The organism is Streptomyces sp. NPDC007929 (genome assembly GCF_042959065.1).
Classification (GTDB): domain Bacteria; phylum Actinomycetota; class Actinomycetes; order Streptomycetales; family Streptomycetaceae; genus Streptomyces.
Genome location: NZ_JBIBKD010000004.1, coordinates 263,819 through 279,705 on the forward strand (window position 1 = coordinate 263,819; position 15,887 = coordinate 279,705).

The 15,887-nt window shown below is 71.3% G+C and carries 14 protein-coding genes; 9 read left to right on the plus strand and 5 right to left on the minus strand.

Features of this window, described 5'->3' with window-relative positions:
* Window positions 1–102: 102 nt before the first annotated feature.
* Window positions 103–540 carry a MarR family transcriptional regulator gene (locus ACFZDE_RS14820; RefSeq protein ID WP_391200113.1) on the plus strand — a complete coding sequence of 146 codons (438 nt, stop codon included), beginning with the start codon at window positions 103–105 and terminating at the stop codon, window positions 538–540.
* A 125-nt stretch (window positions 541–665) separates the two neighbouring features.
* Here ACFZDE_RS14820 and fdhD read toward each other — a convergent pair whose 3' ends face one another.
* From fdhD to ACFZDE_RS14845, 5 genes are read right to left on the minus strand one after another with little or no spacing between them, the layout of a single operon-like run.
* Entirely contained in the window at window positions 666–1,514 is an 849-nt protein-coding gene (fdhD, locus tag ACFZDE_RS14825; protein WP_391200114.1) for a formate dehydrogenase accessory sulfurtransferase FdhD, read from the minus strand.
* Between the two features lie 7 nt (window positions 1,515–1,521).
* On the minus strand, window positions 1,522–2,382 hold the full coding sequence (locus ACFZDE_RS14830; RefSeq protein ID WP_391200115.1) for a 2Fe-2S iron-sulfur cluster-binding protein: 861 nt from the start codon (window positions 2,380–2,382) through the stop codon (window positions 1,522–1,524).
* Complete coding sequence (locus ACFZDE_RS14835) at window positions 2,379–4,211, minus strand: NAD(P)H-dependent oxidoreductase subunit E (RefSeq protein ID WP_391200116.1); 1,833 nt, start codon at window positions 4,209–4,211, stop codon at window positions 2,379–2,381. The genes ACFZDE_RS14830 and ACFZDE_RS14835 overlap by 4 nt, the downstream gene beginning before the upstream one ends.
* Window positions 4,212–4,217: 6 nt before the next feature.
* Window positions 4,218–6,143: a molybdopterin-dependent oxidoreductase gene (locus tag ACFZDE_RS14840; RefSeq protein WP_391200117.1), complete on the minus strand. Its 1,926-nt coding sequence runs from the start codon at window positions 6,141–6,143 to the stop codon at window positions 4,218–4,220.
* Window positions 6,140–7,111: a 2-dehydropantoate 2-reductase gene (locus tag ACFZDE_RS14845; protein ID WP_391200118.1), complete on the minus strand. Its 972-nt coding sequence runs from the start codon at window positions 7,109–7,111 to the stop codon at window positions 6,140–6,142. The genes ACFZDE_RS14840 and ACFZDE_RS14845 overlap by 4 nt, the downstream gene beginning before the upstream one ends.
* Window positions 7,112–7,329: 218 nt before the next feature.
* Between ACFZDE_RS14845 and ACFZDE_RS14850 the strand changes: the two genes are divergently transcribed.
* From ACFZDE_RS14850 to ACFZDE_RS14885, 8 genes are all read left to right on the plus strand, one after another.
* Window positions 7,330–8,664, plus strand: a complete 1,335-nt coding sequence (locus tag ACFZDE_RS14850; RefSeq protein WP_391200119.1) for an MFS transporter — start codon at window positions 7,330–7,332, stop codon at window positions 8,662–8,664.
* Window positions 8,633–8,773, plus strand: a complete 141-nt coding sequence (locus tag ACFZDE_RS14855; protein WP_390995495.1) for a hypothetical protein — start codon at window positions 8,633–8,635, stop codon at window positions 8,771–8,773. Before ACFZDE_RS14850 ends, ACFZDE_RS14855 begins: the two co-directional genes overlap by 32 nt.
* Window positions 8,774–8,986: 213 nt before the next feature.
* Window positions 8,987–9,925 carry a beta-ketoacyl-ACP synthase 3 gene (locus ACFZDE_RS14860; protein WP_390995498.1) on the plus strand — a complete coding sequence of 313 codons (939 nt, stop codon included), beginning with the start codon at window positions 8,987–8,989 and terminating at the stop codon, window positions 9,923–9,925.
* A gap of 156 nt (window positions 9,926–10,081) precedes the next feature.
* Entirely contained in the window at window positions 10,082–10,759 is a 678-nt protein-coding gene (locus ACFZDE_RS14865) for an FCD domain-containing protein (RefSeq protein ID WP_390995501.1), read from the plus strand.
* Window positions 10,760–10,983: 224 nt separating this feature from the next.
* Entirely contained in the window at window positions 10,984–12,165 is a 1,182-nt protein-coding gene (locus ACFZDE_RS14870; protein WP_390995504.1) for an ROK family protein, read from the plus strand.
* Window positions 12,166–12,249: 84 nt separating this feature from the next.
* Window positions 12,250–13,767, plus strand: a complete 1,518-nt coding sequence (locus ACFZDE_RS14875; protein ID WP_391200120.1) for an ATP-binding cassette domain-containing protein — start codon at window positions 12,250–12,252, stop codon at window positions 13,765–13,767.
* Window positions 13,764–14,783 carry an ABC transporter permease gene (locus tag ACFZDE_RS14880; protein WP_390995509.1) on the plus strand — a complete coding sequence of 340 codons (1,020 nt, stop codon included), beginning with the start codon at window positions 13,764–13,766 and terminating at the stop codon, window positions 14,781–14,783. Before ACFZDE_RS14875 ends, ACFZDE_RS14880 begins: the two co-directional genes overlap by 4 nt.
* Before the next feature lie 17 nt (window positions 14,784–14,800).
* Window positions 14,801–15,847 carry a substrate-binding domain-containing protein gene (locus tag ACFZDE_RS14885; RefSeq protein ID WP_390995512.1) on the plus strand — a complete coding sequence of 349 codons (1,047 nt, stop codon included), beginning with the start codon at window positions 14,801–14,803 and terminating at the stop codon, window positions 15,845–15,847.
* Window positions 15,848–15,887: the final 40 nt, after the last annotated feature.

The following is a 15,887-nucleotide window of genomic DNA, read 5'->3' on the forward strand; positions in this document are numbered from 1 at the left end:
CGCACCTCCGGGGTCGTCGGTCTTCCCCACGATTTCATTGGGAAGCCCAACGGTATAGGAGGATCATAGGGAGAACCAACGATTTCTGGTTAGGCTGCGCCCATGTCGGAAGCCCCCCTGCCCGCGATCCGTTCCCTGCCCAGCTGGCTGCTCGGCCGCGCCGCCGCCCGCGGCCGGGCCCTGGTGGCCGAGGCGCTGGCCGGGGAGGACATGCGGATGTGGCACCACGTGGTGCTCTCCGCCGTCCGCGACCTCGCGCCCGTCGCCCAGGCCGACCTCGGCCGCGCGGTCGGCCTGGACCCCAAGGACCTGGTCGGCGTGCTCAACGACCTCCAGTCGGCCGGCCTGGTGGTCCGCGAGCCCGACCCGAGGGACCGCCGCAAGAACGCGGTGTCCCTCACGGAGCGGGGAGCACGGCTGCTCAAGCGCTGCGAGAAGGCGGCCCGCGCCGCCAACGACGAACTGCTCGCACCGCTGTCGGCGGCCGAGCGGGAGCAGTTCACCGCGATGCTGCTGCGGATATCCGGTACGGCGGAGTAGAGCCTGCCGCCCCCTCAGGCCGGCGTCGCGCGACGCCCCCGGGCAGGCCGAGACGGGGCCCCTGCGGCGCAGGGGGCGCTCCCCGCCGGTCGGGGCCCCGCCGCCGTGACGCGGGAAGGGCCTGCTCAGCCCTGGGCGGCCGCGGCCCGCACAGCGATCCGGTCCTCACCCGCGTACACGTTCATGGAACTGCCCCGCAGGAAGCCCACCAGCGTCAGGCCCGCCTCGGCGGCCAGGTCCACCGCCAGCGAGGACGGGGCCGACACGGCCGCCAGCACCGGAATGCCCGCCATCACGGCCTTCTGCGCCAGCTCGAAGGAGGCCCGGCCCGAGACGAGCAGCAGCGCCCGCGACAGCGGCAGCTCCCCGTTCTGCAGGGCGCGGCCGACCAGCTTGTCGACCGCGTTGTGCCGCCCCACGTCCTCCCGGACGTCCAGCAGCTCGCCGCCTTCCGAGAACAGCGCCGCCGCGTGCAGGCCCCCGGTCCGGTCGAAGACCCGCTGGGCCGCGCGCAACCGGTCGGGAAGGCTCGCGAGCAGCTCGGGCGAGATGCGGACCGGGGGAGTGTCGGCGACGGGCCACCGGGCCGTGGTGCGCACCGCGTCCAGCGACGCCTTGCCGCACAGCCCGCAGGACGACGTGGTGTAGACGTTGCGCTCCAGCGTGATGTCGGGGATCACCACGCCGGGGGCCGTCTTCACATCGACCACGTTGTACGTGTTCGCCCCGTCGGCGGTGGCCCCGGCGCAGTAGACGATGTTCTGCACGTCCTGCCGCCCGCCCAGCACCCCCTCGCTCACCAGGAAGCCCGCCGCCAGCGCGAAATCGTCGCCCGGGGTGCGCATGGTGATCGCCAGGGGCTTGCCGTTGAGCCGGATCTCCATCGGCTCCTCGGCGACGAGCGTGTCCGGGCGGCTGGAGACCACCCCGTCCCGGATGCGGATCACCTTGCGTCGTTCCGTGACTCGTCCCATGTCCTGATCAGTCCCGGTTCTGTACGTGCTGGTAGCCGAAGCGGCCCTTGATGCAGAGGTTGCCGTGGGTCACCGGGTTTTCGTGCGGCGAGGTGACCTTGACGATCTCATTGTCCTGTACGTGCAGCGTCAGGTTGCAGCCCACTCCGCAGTACGCGCATACCGTGGTCGTCTCCGTCTGCCGCGACTCGTCCCAGGTACCCGCCGCACGCATGTCGAACTCGGACTTGAAGGACAGCGCGCCCGTGGGGCACACCTCGACGCAGTTCCCGCAGTACACGCACGCCGAGTCGGTCAGCGGGGCGTCGTGCTCCACGGCGATCCGGGCGCCGAAACCGCGCCCGGCGACCGAGATCGCGAAGGAGTTCTGCCACTGCTCGCCACAGGCGTCTACGCACTTGTAGCAGAGGATGCACTTGTCGTAGTCGCGCACGTACAGGTCGTTGTCGACCCTCGGTTCCTCGTTCAGCCGCGCCGCGTCCGGGCCGAAGCGGTCCGGCTTCGCCTCGTACTCCTTGAGCCACCCGGCGACCTTCGGGGTCGTCGACAGGTCGACCGAGGAGGCGAGCAGCTCCAGGACGACCTTGCGGCTGTGCCGGGCGCGCTCGGTGTCCGTGCGGACCTCCATGCCCGGCTCGGCCCTGCGGGAGCAGGCCGGGACCAGCGTCCTGGCCCCCTCGACCTCGACCACGCAGACCCGGCAGGCGTTCTTCGGACGCAGCGTGTCACCCTCGCACAGCGTCGGGATGTCCTTCCCGGCCGCCCGGCAGGCGTCCAGGATCGTCGAGCCCTCGGGGACCCGGGCCTGTTCGCCGTCGAGGGTGAACTCCAGCATGCGGCGCGGGATCCCCAGCGGTGTGACGGTCATTCGTACGCCCCCAGACGGTCGATGGCGGATTCCACGGCGTTCCACGCGGTCTGCCCCAGACCGCAGATCGAGGCGTCCCGCATCGCGCGGCCGACCTCCCGCAGCAGGGCGATGTCCCCGGCGGCGTCGGCGCCCGTGCGCTCCACGATCCGGTGCAGTGCCTCCTCCTGCCGGACCGTCCCGACCCGGCAGGGCACGCACTGCCCGCACGACTCGTCGCGGAAGAACTCCGCGATGCGCAGCAGCAGCCGGGGCAACGGCACGCTGCCGTCGAAGGCCATGACGACCCCGGAGCCCAGGGTCGTACCGGCCTCGCGCGTCCCCTCGAAGGTGAGCTGGATGTCCAGCTCGTCGGCCCGTACGAACCCGCCCGCCGCGCCACCGAGCAGCACCGCCCGCAGGCCCTCGCGCACCCCGGCCAGGCCGAGCACCTCGCCCAGCGTCGCGCCGAACGGCACCTCGTAGACACCCGGCCGCGCCACGCTCCCGGACACACAGAACAGCTTGGGCCCGGTGGAACCCCGCGTACCGATCGCGGCATAGGCCGGGGCGCCCATGGTGAGGATCGGCAGGACGTTGACCAGGGTCTCGACGTTGTTCTCCACCGTCGGCTTGCCGAACAGGCCCTTCTCCACCGGGAACGGCGGCTTGGAGCGGGGCTCGCCCCGGTAGCCCTCGATGGAGTTGAACAGGGCCGTCTCCTCACCGCAGATGTAGGCGCCCGCGCCGCGTCGGATCTCGATGTCGAAGGCGTAGCCCTGCCCGAGGACGTCGTCACCGAGCAGCCCGCGCGCCCGGGCCTGCGCGAGGGCGTGCTCCAGCAGACGCAGGGCGCGCGGGTACTCGCCCCGCAGGTAGAGGTAGCCCCGGTGGGCGCCGGTGGCAAAGCCGGCGATCGTCATCGCCTCGACGAGCGCGTACGGGTCGCCCTCCATGAGCACCCGGTCCTTGAAGGTGCCCGGCTCCGATTCGTCGGCGTTGCACACGAGATAGTGCGGACGGTCGGGCTGGGACGCCGTGGCCTGCCACTTGCGGCCGGTGGGGAAGGCGGCGCCGCCGCGCCCGACCAGGCCCGAGTCGGTGACCTCGCGGATGACCCCGGCGGGACCCAGCGCGAAGGCCCGGCGCAGGGCGGTGTAGCCGCCGTGGGCGCGGTAGTCGTCGAGCGACGCCGGGTCGGCCACACCGACGCGGTGCAGCAGCATCAGCCCGTCCTGCCCGGCCTGGGGCACCGCGAGCGCGGCCGGCGGCTCCTCGGGCGCGGAGCCCGGCGAGGACGCGGCGAGCACGGCCTCCTCGACGCTCGCCGGAGCCGAGACGGCCGTACGCACGGGATCCCCGGCCTTGGTGGCGAGCGCCGCCGGGGCCCGTTCGCACAGGCCCAGGCACGGAGCGCGCTCGACGCTCACCCCGCTGCCGGGGCCCAGCCGCGCCTCGATCCCGGCGCACAGCTCCGGCGCCCCGGCCGCCGCGCACGCCAGGTCCGTGCACACGTGGAGCACGGTCGCCGGACGCGGCTTGAGCGAGAACATGGCGTAGAAGGTGGCCACCCCGTAGGCCTCCGCCGGTGGCACCGTCAGCCGCCGGCACAGGTAGCCGAGGGCGCCCTCGCTGATCCAGCCGATCCGGTCGTTGATCGCGTGCAGCCCCGGCAGCAGCAGGTCACGGCGGTCCCGGGCCGCGCGTCCGCCACGCGCCCACCTCAGATCGGCCGCGCGCATCTCGTCGCGGGCGGCGCCCTCCCAGGAGGACTCGGGAGGCCCGAGCAGGGCGTCGACGGCCGCCCGTTCCTCGTCCGTCGGCTTGCTGTCACCGAAGTGCAGATCCACGTACGTTCACCCCACGATCGTCGCGACGGGCAGCTTCTCGATCCGGATCGCCGACGCCTTGAACTCCGCCGTCCCCGCGATCGGGCAGTTCGCCTCGATCGTCAGCGCGTTGGTGTCCACCTCGTCCGGGAAGTGCATGGTCATGAAGGCGAGCCCGGGCCGCAGCGCGGTGTCCACCCACACCGGCGCGGTCACCGACCCGCGCCGCGAGGTCACCTGGACGTGCTCGCCGACCACGACCCCGTAGCGCTCGGCGTCCTCGGGGCTCAGCTCGATGAACTCGCCCCGCCGCAGCGGCGAGGCGTAACCGCCGCTCTGCACCCCGGTGTTGTACGAGTCGAGCCGCCGTCCGGTGGTGAGCCGGATCGGGTACCGCTCGTCGGTGAGGTCCACGGGCGGGTCGTGCCGCACGATCCCGAACGGCGCGAGCGGGCCACGGCGTTCAGGATCGGCTTCCCACAACCGGCCGTGCAGATAGGTGGGTTCGAGGGCGTCCGTGCGGGGGCAGGGCCACTGGATGCCCTGGTGCTCCTCCAGGCGCTCGTACGTCATGCCGTGGTGGTCGGGCGAGACGGACCGCAGCTCGTTCCACACCGTCTCGGCGTCGGCGTACTTCCAGTCGTGGCCGAGCCGGGCCGCGAGGTCGCAGATGATGTCGATGTCCTCACGGGCCTCGCCGGGCGGGGTGACGGCCCTGCGGACGCGCTGGACCCGCCGCTCGCTGTTGGTGGTCGTGCCGTCGGTCTCCGCCCAGCCCGCGGTGGCCGGCAGCACGACGTCCGCGAGTCCGGCCGTCTTCGTCAGGAAGATGTCCTGCACGACCAGGAAGTCCAGGGCCCCCATCCGCCGTACGGCCTGCTCGCTGTCCGCCTCGGACTGGGCCGGGTTCTCGCCGATGCAGTACACGGCCCGCAGCGAGCCGTCCTCCATCGCCTCGAACATCTCCGTGAGGTTCAGGCCGTAGTGCGGCTGGATGACGGTGTCCCAGGCCGACTCGAACTTCAGCCGGGTGTCCGGGTCGAGGATGTCCTGGAAGCCGGGCAGCCGGTTGGGGATCGCGCCCATGTCGCCGCCGCCCTGCACGTTGTTCTGCCCGCGCAGCGGTTGCAGCCCCGAGCCGTAGCGGCCGACGTGCCCGGTGAGCAGCGACAGGTTGATCAGGGCGCGGACGTTGTCGGTGCCGTTGTGGTGCTCGGTGATGCCGAGGGTCCAGCACAACTGGGCCCGCTCGGCCCGGGCGTAGGCGTGCGCCAGCTCCCGGATCGCCGCCGCCGGTACGCCCGTCACCTTCTCGGCGAGCGACAGCGTCCACGGCTCGACCAGGGCCCTGTACTCCTCGAAGCCGGTGGTGGCCCGCTGGATGAACGCCTCGTTCGCGAGGCCCGCGTGGATGATCTCGCGGCCGATCGCGTGCGCCATCGGGATGTCCGTGCCGACGTTGAGCCCCAGCCAGCTCTCCGCCCACTCGGCGGTCGACGTCCGGCGCGGATCGACCGCGTACATCCGGGCGCCGTTCCTGATCCCCTTCAGCACGTGCTGGAAGAAGATCGGGTGCGCGAAGCGGGCGTTGGAGCCCCACATCACGATGACGTCGGTGTGCTCGATCTCCTCGTACGACGACGTCCCGCCGCCCGAGCCGAACGCCGCCGACAGGCCCGCGACGCTCGGGGCGTGACAGGTGCGGTTGCAGGAGTCGACGTTGTTGGTGCCCATGACGACCCGGGCGAACTTCTGCGCCACGTAGTTCATCTCGTTGGTGGCGCGGGCGCAGCTGAACATGCCGAAGGCGCCGCGGTTGCGCCCGAGGCCGGTGGCGGCCCGGTCCAGGGCCTCCTCCCAGGTCGCCTGCCGGAAGGGCTCGTCCCGGGAGTCCCGGACGAGCGGATGAGTGAGCCGGGTGTAGGTCTTGGGGGTCCGGTCGCGTTTCCTCATGCGGCGCTCCTCAGCGCGAGCAGGTCCGAGATGGCGTGCACGGTGCGCAGGGTGGGCACGTCCACGCCGGTGATCTCCGCCAGTTCGACGACCGCCGCGAGCAGCACGTCGAGTTCGAGCGGCTTGCCGCGCTCCAGGTCCTGGAGCGTGGAGGTGCGGTGGTCGCCGACCCGCTCGGCACCGGCGAGCCGGCGTTCGACGGAGACGCCGACCTCGCAGCCGAGGGCCTCGGCGACCGACAGCGTCTCGGTCATCATGATCTCGATGACCTTGCGGGTGCCGCCGTGCAGGCACATCTGCCGCATGGTCGCCCGGGCCAGCGCGCTGATCGGGTTGAAGGAGATGTTGCCGAGCAGCTTGACCCAGATGTCGCCGCGCAGGTCCGGTTCGACCGGGCACTTCAGCCCGCCGGCCTGCATGGCCTCGCTGAACGCGAGACAGCGTGCGGAACGGCTGCGGTCCGGCTCGCCGATGGAGAACCGCGTGCCCTCCAAGTGGCCTACGACGCCCGGCCCTTCGAGTTCGGTCGCCGCGTAGACGACACAGCCGATGGCCCGTTCGGGCGCGAGCACCGCACTGACCGCGCCGTCCGGGTCGACACTCTCGACGCGCCGGCCGTCGTACGGGCCGCCGTGCCGGTGGAAGTACCACCAGGGGATGCCGTTCTGGGCCGCGACGACCGACGTCGTCCGGTGCAGCAAGGGCGCGATCAGCGGCCCGCACGCCGCGTACGCGTTGGCCTTCAGGCCCAGGAAGACATGGTCGACCGGACCGACTTCGGCCGGGTCGTCGGTGGCGTGGGGGCGCGCGGTGAAGTCGCCGCGTGGGCTGCGCACCCGCACGCCGTGCTGCCTCATGGCCGCCAGATGCGGTCCACGGGCGATGAGATGCACCTCGGCGCCCGCGCGGTGGAGCGCGGCGCCGACGTAGGCGCCGATGGCACCGGCGCCGAGAACTGCGACTTTCACGGGAACACTCCGTTCGGTTTGAGGGATACCGCGGAGGTGGGGGGAGAGCGGGACAAGCTCTGACCGGAACGTGTCGACGAAATATTGTCTACAGTATGGAAGTTGGGGCGGCAAGGGTCCGCGCGCCGACCGTTCGGCGCATCCCGCATACCGTTCACCGCATACGGTCGACCCCGCGTCTTCTCAACCCGCATGCGGATCCCTACCGTCCGGGGTTCATGAGTCCCCCAGTCGCGCCCCCGGGCTGGAGCCGCTGGCTCGTTCCGCCCGCCGCTCTCTCCGTACATCTCTCCATCGGCCAGGCCTACGCCTGGAGCGTGTTCAAACCGCCCCTGGAGTCCGCGCTCGGCCTCAGCGGCACCCAGAGCGCGCTGCCCTTCCAGCTGGGCATCGTCATGCTGGGCCTGTCCGCCGCGTTCGGCGGCACCCTCGTGGAGCGCAACGGCCCGCGCTGGGCCATGACCGTCGCGCTGCTCTGCTTCTCCTCCGGCTTCCTGCTCTCCGCGCTGGGCGCGTTCCTGGAGCAGTACTGGCTGATCGTCCTCGGCTACGGCTTCGTCGGCGGCATCGGTCTCGGCATCGGCTACATCTCGCCCGTCTCCACCCTGATCAAGTGGTTCCCGGACCGGCCCGGCATGGCCACCGGCATCGCCATCATGGGCTTCGGCGGCGGCGCGCTCATCGCCTCGCCGTGGTCGGCCCAGATGCTGGAGTCGTTCGGCGGGGACAGCACCGGCATCGCGCTGGCCTTCCTGGTGCACGGGCTGTCGTACGCGGTGTTCATGCTGCTGGGTGTGCTCCTGGTCAGGGTTCCGCGTCATGCCCCAGGGACGCCGGGAACCGTGCGACAAGCCACCACCGGCCCACAGGTCTCCGCGAACCAGGCGCTGCGCACCCCGCAGTTCTGGCTGCTGTGGATCGTGCTCTGCATGAACGTCACCGCCGGCATCGGCATCCTGGAGAAGGCCGCGCCGATGATCACGGACTTCTTCGCGGACACCTCCACCCCGGTGTCGGTCACGGCCGCCGCCGGTTTCGTCGCGCTGCTGTCCGCGGCGAACATGGCCGGACGCATCGGCTGGTCCTCGACCTCCGACCTCATCGGCCGCAAGAACATCTACCGCGTCTACCTGGGTGCCGGGGCCCTGATGTACGCCCTGATCGCCCTGTTCGGCGACTCCTCCAAACCGCTGTTCGTCCTGTGCGCGCTGGTCATCCTCTCCTTCTACGGCGGTGGTTTCGCCACGGTTCCGGCCTATCTGAAGGACTTGTTCGGTACGTACCAGGTTGGTGCCATCCACGGGCGGCTGCTCACCGCCTGGTCCACGGCCGGGGTGCTCGGACCGCTGATCGTGAACTGGATCGCCGACCGGCAGGAGGAAGCGGGCCGGCACGGCGCGTCCCTGTACGGGCTGTCGTTCGTCATCATGATCGGGCTGCTCGTCGTCGGCTTCGCCGCCAACGAACTGGTGCGGCCCGTCGCCCCCCGTCACCACGTCCCCGCCCCGAAGGAGGCCGCCCATGCCGAGCGACAGCAGTCAGAGTCCGCCTAGCCCGGACCGGCGGTGGCTGATCGCCCTCGCCTGGGTGTGGGTGGGCCTACCGCTCGCGTACGGGCTCTACGAGCTCGTCCGCAAGGCGACGCAGCTGTTCACCGGGTAGACGCAGCTGTTCACCGGGTAGGGGTGGCAGCCCGGTCGATGGTGGCGGCCGGGGCGCCGGGTGGGCGTTCGACAGGTGCCCGGGCGTCCGAGGTGCTGACCGAAGCTGACAACCCCGGCTCACGTTTCCTGTCGCCTTGGCTGCCCTCGTACCCGTGAGTCACTGATCAGACTGGTGGATCCGCTACCCGAGGCACCGAGGGGGATCCACCCAATGAACGGCTCGCGCATCGCCGCCGTCGGCCACTACCAGCCCGCCAAGATCCTCACCAACGAGGACCTGGCGGGCCTGGTGGACACCAATGACGAGTGGATCAGGAGCCGGGTGGGCATCCGCACGCGTCACATCGCGGGACCCGACGAGCCGGTCGACGAGCTGGCCGCGCACGCCGCCGCCAAGGCCCTCGCCGCGGCGGGGCTGGCCCCCGCCGACATCGACCTGGTGCTGGTCGCCACCTCCACCGCCGTCGACCGCTCGCCCAACATGGCCGCCCGGGTCGCGGCCCGCCTGGGCATCCCGCAGGCCGCCACCATGGACCTCAACGTCGTGTGCGCCGGCTTCACCCACGCCCTGGCCACCGCCGACCACGCCGTCCGCGCGGGGGGCGCGAGCCGGGTGCTGGTCATCGGCGCCGACAAGATGTCCGAGGTCACCGACTGGAGCGACCGCACCACCTGCGTGCTGGTGGGGGACGGCGCCGGGGCCGCGGTGGTCGAGGCCGCCCACGAGCCGGCCATCGGGCCGGTGCTGTGGGGCTCGGTTCCCGAGATGGGCAACGCGGTGCGCATCGAGGGCACGCCGCCGCGCTTCGCCCAGGAGGGGCAGAGCGTCTACCGCTGGGCCACCACGCAGCTGCCGCCCATCGCGCGCCGGGCCTGCGAGCGGGCCGGGCTGGAGCCGGCCGACCTCGCCGGAGTGGTGCTGCACCAGGCGAACCTGCGCATCATCGAACCCCTCGCGGAGAAGATCGGCGCCGTCAACGCGGTCGTCGCGCGCGATGTCATCGAGTCCGGCAACACCTCGGCCGCGAGCATCCCGCTGGCCTTCTCGAAGCTGGTCGAGCAGGGGGCGCTCACCACGGGGGATCCGGTGCTGCTGTTCGGCTTCGGCGGGAACCTGTCGTACGCGGGGCAGGTCGTGCGCTGTCCCTGAGCCCGGCTCGGACCCTCGCGGTGTGACGCGGTCAACTCCCCGAAGTCCTGGTTCTTGTGCGCCGTAGACTGTAGACGAAAGACAATCAATACTGAGTCTGCGGCGATACCGGCTCGCGCCGCGCTGTGCACGGCCCTGCCGAGGAGGGGGACCGCGATGCTGTCGACAGGCCTGCCCCAAGGGGCGGTACCCAAGCTGGAACGCCCGGGTCCGCTGCGCGACCGTGTCTACGAGGCGCTGCTCGAACTCATCACCACCCGTGCGCTGCAGCCCGGCCAGCATCTCGTCGAGAGCGAACTCGCCGGGCATCTCGGGGTCTCCCGGCAGCCGGTGCGCGAGGCGTTGCAGCGGCTCAACACGGAAGGGTGGGTCGATCTGCGGCCCGCCCAGGGCGCGTTCGTGCACGAGCCGACGGAGGAGGAGGCCGACCAGCTCCTCACGGTCCGTACGCTCCTGGAGGCCGAGGCCGCCCGGCTCGCCGCGGCCAACGCCACGAGCGCGGGCATCGCCGCCCTGGAAGCGCTGTGCGCCGAGGGCGAGAAGGCCGTCGAGGCCGACGACGTGGACGGGGCCGTCGCCCTGAACGCCCGTTTCCACACCAAGATCATGGAGCTTGCCGGCAACGCGGTCCTCGCCGAACTCGCCGCCCAGGTCGACCGGCGGGTGCGCTGGTACTACACGCCGGTGGCGCGCAGGCGGGGCCGGCAGTCCTGGATCGAGCACCGCGAGCTGATCGCCGCCGTCTCCGCCCGGGACGAGCAGCGCGCCACCCAGCTCATGCGCGAACACACCGAGCACACGCGCCGCTCGTACCACGCGCGTTCCAGCTCGTAGCCCCGTACTTTCCGGGTCTCGGGGCAACGCCACGCCCACCTGCGAGGCAGGACAACCGTCACCGCTTCTTTGTCCTGTGAGTGGAAAAAGTAGGGGGCAATTCCTGCGCGACTTCTTCCCAGTCCCGGCAGCCGCTGCTACGTTCCCTCCGAAAGCAAGCCACCGCGGTGGCGGGAAACCGGCGCGCACAGGCCGATCGAGGCGGGGAGGGGCTCGTGAGACGTATGACCGCACGACCCGGAAACGCCCACCAGGCCCGACTGCTCACGCTGTTGCGCGACGGTGGGCCCAACTCCCGTGCCCAGCTGGGTGACCAGGTGGACCTCTCGCGGTCCAAACTGGCCGTGGAGGTGGACCGGCTGCTGGAGACGGGGCTGGTCGTGGCCGACGGACTCGCCGCCTCGCGCGGTGGCCGCCGCTCCCACAACATCCGGCTCAACCCCGAACTGCGCTTCCTCGGCGTCGACATCGGCGCGACCTCGGTCGACGTCGCCGTCACCAACGCCGAACTGGAGACCCTCGGGCACCTCAACCAGCCCATGGACGTGCGCGAGGGCCCCGTCGCGGTCTTCGAGCAGGTACTCGCCATGGCCGCGAAACTGCGCGCCTCCGGGCTCGCGGAGGGATTCGACGGCGCCGGCATCGGCGTCCCGGGCCCCGTCCGCTTCCCCGAGGGCATCCCGGTGGCACCGCCGATCATGCCGGGCTGGGACGGCTTCCCCGTACGGGAGGCGCTCAGCCAGGAACTCGGCTGCCCCGTCATGGTCGACAACGACGTGAACCTCATGGCGATGGGGGAGCAGCACGCGGGCGTCGCCCGCACCGTCGCCGACTTCCTCTGCGTCAAGATCGGCACCGGCATCGGCTGCGGCATCGTCGTCGGCGGTGAGGTCTACCGCGGTACGACGGGCAGCGCCGGCGACATCGGGCACATCCAGGCCGTCCCCGACGGCCGCCCCTGTGCCTGTGGCAACCGGGGTTGCCTGGAGGCACACTTCAGCGGGGCCGCGCTGGCCCGTGACGCCACGGAGGCGGCCCAGCAGGGGCTTTCGCCCGAACTGGCCGCACGACTGGAGGCGAACGGCGGCCTCAGCGCCGTGGACGTCTCCGCCGCGGCCGCCGCGGGCGACGCCACCGCCCTCGATCTGATCCGCGCGGGCGGCAACCACACCGGCCAGGTCATCGCCGGCCTGGTCAGCTTCTTCAACCCCGGCCTGGTGGTGATCGGCGGTGGGGTGACCGGACTCGGCCACACCCTGCTCGCCGCGATCCGTACCCAGGTCTACCGCCAGTCGCTGCCCCTGGCGACCGGCAACCTGCCCATCGTCCTGGGCGAGCTGGGCCCCACCGCCGGTGTCATCGGCGCGGCCCGGCTCATCAGCGACCACCTGTTCTCACCCGCGTAAGCACGCAGTCAGTACCGCCGCACCAGTACAGCTCCCTGCTCTGCCCTGCCCTGAACCGGCCCGCACGCCCGCCAAGGGGACCTCATGGCACCAGAACCACCGCTGCTCAGCATGTCCGGCATCACCAAGTCGTTCCCCGGAGTCCGGGCCCTCGACGGCGTCGACCTCGACGTCCAGGCCGGTGAGGTGCACTGCCTGCTCGGCCAGAACGGGGCCGGCAAGTCCACCCTCATCAAGGTGCTGGCCGGTGCCCACCAGCCCGGCACGGGGACCATCCGCTGGCGCGGCCAGGAGGTGACGCTCCGTTCGCCGATCGCCGCCATGCGCCTCGGCATCGCCACCATCTACCAGGAACTCGACCTGGTGGAGCATCTGTCGGTCGCCGAGAACGTGCACCTGGGACATGAGCCGACCGCCGCCGGATTCGTCGTACGAGGAAAGGCCGCCAAGGCGTCAACGGCCGCTCTGCTCAAGCGACTTGGGCATGCGGAGATCGATCCGGCCCGGCTGGTCGGCGACCTGTCCGCGGCGCAGCAGCAGATCGTGTCCATGGCGCGGGCGCTCTCCCACGACGTGCGGCTCATCGTGATGGACGAGCCGTCCGCCGCCCTCGACCCGGACGAGGTCGACAACCTCTTCCGCATCGTCGGCGACCTCACCGCCGCCGGGGTCGCCGTCGTCTACATCTCGCACCGCTTGGAGGAGATCCGCCGGATCGGCGACCGGGTGACGGTGCTGAAGGACGGCCGGGCCGTGGCGGGCGGGCTCCCCGCCAAGTCGACCCCGACCCGCGAGGTCGTCGCCCTGATGACCGGCCGCAACGTCGAGTACGTCTTCCCGGACCGGCCCGCCTCCCCGCCGCGTGCGGAACCCGTGCTGAAGGTCCAAGGGCTGTCGAGGCAGGGCGAGTTCGAGACGCTCGACCTCGATGTGCGGCCCGGCGAGATCGTCGGCCTCGCCGGACTCGTCGGCTCGGGCCGCTCCGAGATCCTGGAGACCGTTTACGGCGCCCGCAAACCGACGACCGGTCAGGTGCTGGTCGACGGCAGGGCCCTGAAGCCGGGCAGCGTACGGGCCGCCGTCCGGGCCGGACTCGGGCTCGCCCCCGAGGAACGCAAGGCGCAGGCCCTGCTGATGCTGGAGTCCGTCACCCGCAATGTGTCGGTCTCCTCCATGTCCCGCTTCTCGCGCGCCGGCTGGATCGACCGGGGCGCCGAACTCGGTGCCGCCCGGGCCGCGACCCGCGAGCTGTCGCTGCGGCCGGACAACCCGTCCGTACCGGTGCGCACCCTGTCCGGCGGCAACCAGCAGAAGGCGGTCCTGGCCCGCTGGCTGTTGCGCGGCTGCAAGGTGCTGCTGCTCGACGAACCCACCCGCGGCGTCGACGTGGGCGCCCGCGCCGAGCTCTACGCGGTCATCCGCCGGCTCGCCGACGAGGGCCTCGCCGTGCTGCTGGTCTCCAGCGAGGTGCCCGAGGTGCTCGGCCTCGCCGACCGTGTGCTGGTGCTGCGCGAGGGCCGTGTCGTCCACACGGCACCCGCCCGCGAACTCGACGAACACCGCGTACTCGACCTGGTCATGGAAGGAAGCCCGGCGTCATGACGCAGCCCGTCTCCCCGCCGCTGGACAGCAGCACCGGCAAGGTGCCCCCGGCCCGGCCCCCCGCCTGGCGCGGCCTGCTGGTCCGCGCCGACGTCCGCACCCTGTCCCTGCTCGGCGTGCTCGCCGTGCTGATCGTCATCGGCGGCATCACCAAGCCCGACGAGTTCCTCGACACGCGCAATCTGCAACTCGTCCTCACCCAGGCCTCGGTGATCGGTGTCGTCACCGTCGGCATGACCTTCGTCATCGTCTCCGGCGGCATCGACCTGTCGGTCGGCGCGATCGTCGCCCTCGCCTCCGTGTGGGCCACCACCGTCGCCACCCAGGAGTACGGCTTCGCCGGCATCCTCTTCACGGCGGTGATCGTCGGAGTCGGCTGCGGCCTGGTCAACGGCGTGCTCATCGCCTACGGCGCGATGGTGCCGTTCATCGCCACCCTCGCCATGCTGGCCTCCGCCCGCGGCCTCTCCCTCCAGATCACCGACGGCAGGACGCAGATCGTCACCGTGCCGTCCGTCCTCGACCTCGGCGAACGCGACGCCTACGTCCTCGGCATCCCGCCCCTGGTCATGGTGTTCGCCGTGGTCACGGTCATCGGCTGGCTGGTGCTCAACCGCACCACGTTCGGCCGCCGTACGGTCGCCGTCGGCGGCAACCCGGAGGCCGCCCGGCTCGCCGGCATCGACGTCCGCCGCCAGCGGCTCTACCTCTATCTGCTGTCCGGGCTGTGCTGCGGCATCGCCGCCTTCCTGCTGATCGTCCTGGCCGGCTCCGGCCAGAACACCAACGGCAACCTCTACGAACTCGACGCCATCGCCGCCGCGATCATCGGCGGCACCCTCCTCACCGGCGGCCGGGGCACCATCACCGGCTCCGTGCTGGGCGTCCTGATCTTCACCACGATCACCAACATCTTCGCCCTGAACAACCTGCAGAGCGACGTCCAGCAGATCGCCAAGGGCGCGATCATCGTCGCCGCCGTGCTGGTCCAGCGCCGTACCGCGAGCACGACCTGAGGAAAGGGTTCACCGCCATGACCGAGCTGACGAGTCGCAGAGGACTGCTCTTCGGGGCCGCCGCCGTATCCGCGGGTGCCGTCCTCACGGGATGCACGAGCAACGAGCCGTCCGACGCCAAGGACGAACCGGCCGGCAACAACCAGCCGGCCGCCGACGACAAGCCCGGCAAGCAGGTCACCATCGGCTTCGCCGGACCGCAGGCCGACCACGGCTGGCTCAACGCCATCAACGACAACGCCAAGAGCCGCGCCGAGAAGTACTCCGACGTCACCCTGGAGATCACCGAGGGCTCCAACGACACCGCCCAGCAGATCGGCCAGATCGAGACCCTCATCAACAAGAAGGTCGACGTCCTGGTCGTGCTGCCCGCCGACGGCAAGGCCCTCACCCAGGTCGGCCTCAAGGCGATGCGCGCCGGGATCCCGGTCGTCAACCTCGACCGCATCTTCAACACCCCGCAGGCCTACCGCTGCTGGATCGGCGGTGACAACTACGGCATGGGCCTCAACGCCGGGCACTACATCGGCGAGAAGCTCAAGGGCAAGTCCGGCGCCCGCGTCATCGAACTGGCCGGCCTGGACAACCTGGAGCTGACCAAGCAGCGCACCCAGGGCTTCGACGACGCCCTGAAGAACTACCCCAACATCAAGAAGGTCGCCCGGCAGGCCGCCGAGTTCACCGTCGAGTCCGGACAGGCCAAGATGGCCCAGCTGCTCCAGGCCCAGTCGACGTTCGACGCGCTGTGGAACCACGACGACGACCAGGGCGTGGGCGCGCTGCGCGCCATCGAGCAGGCCGGGCGCGACGACTTCCTGATGGTCGGCGGCGCGGGGGCGCTCTCCGCGTTCCAGGCCATCAAGCAGGACGACGGTGTGCTCAAGGCGACCGTGCTCTACCCGCCGACCATGGCCGCCTCGGCCATCGACCTCGCGCGCGCCCTCGGCCAGAGCAAGGGCATCGGGGGTCTCGCCGAGTTCGAGATCCCGTCGTCGCTCACCCTCTACTCGGCCGTCGTCGACAAGACCAACGTCGACCAGTACATGCCCACCGGCTTCAAGTGAGCCACCCCGCACCCCCCACGTGCGCCACCCCGACCAGGAC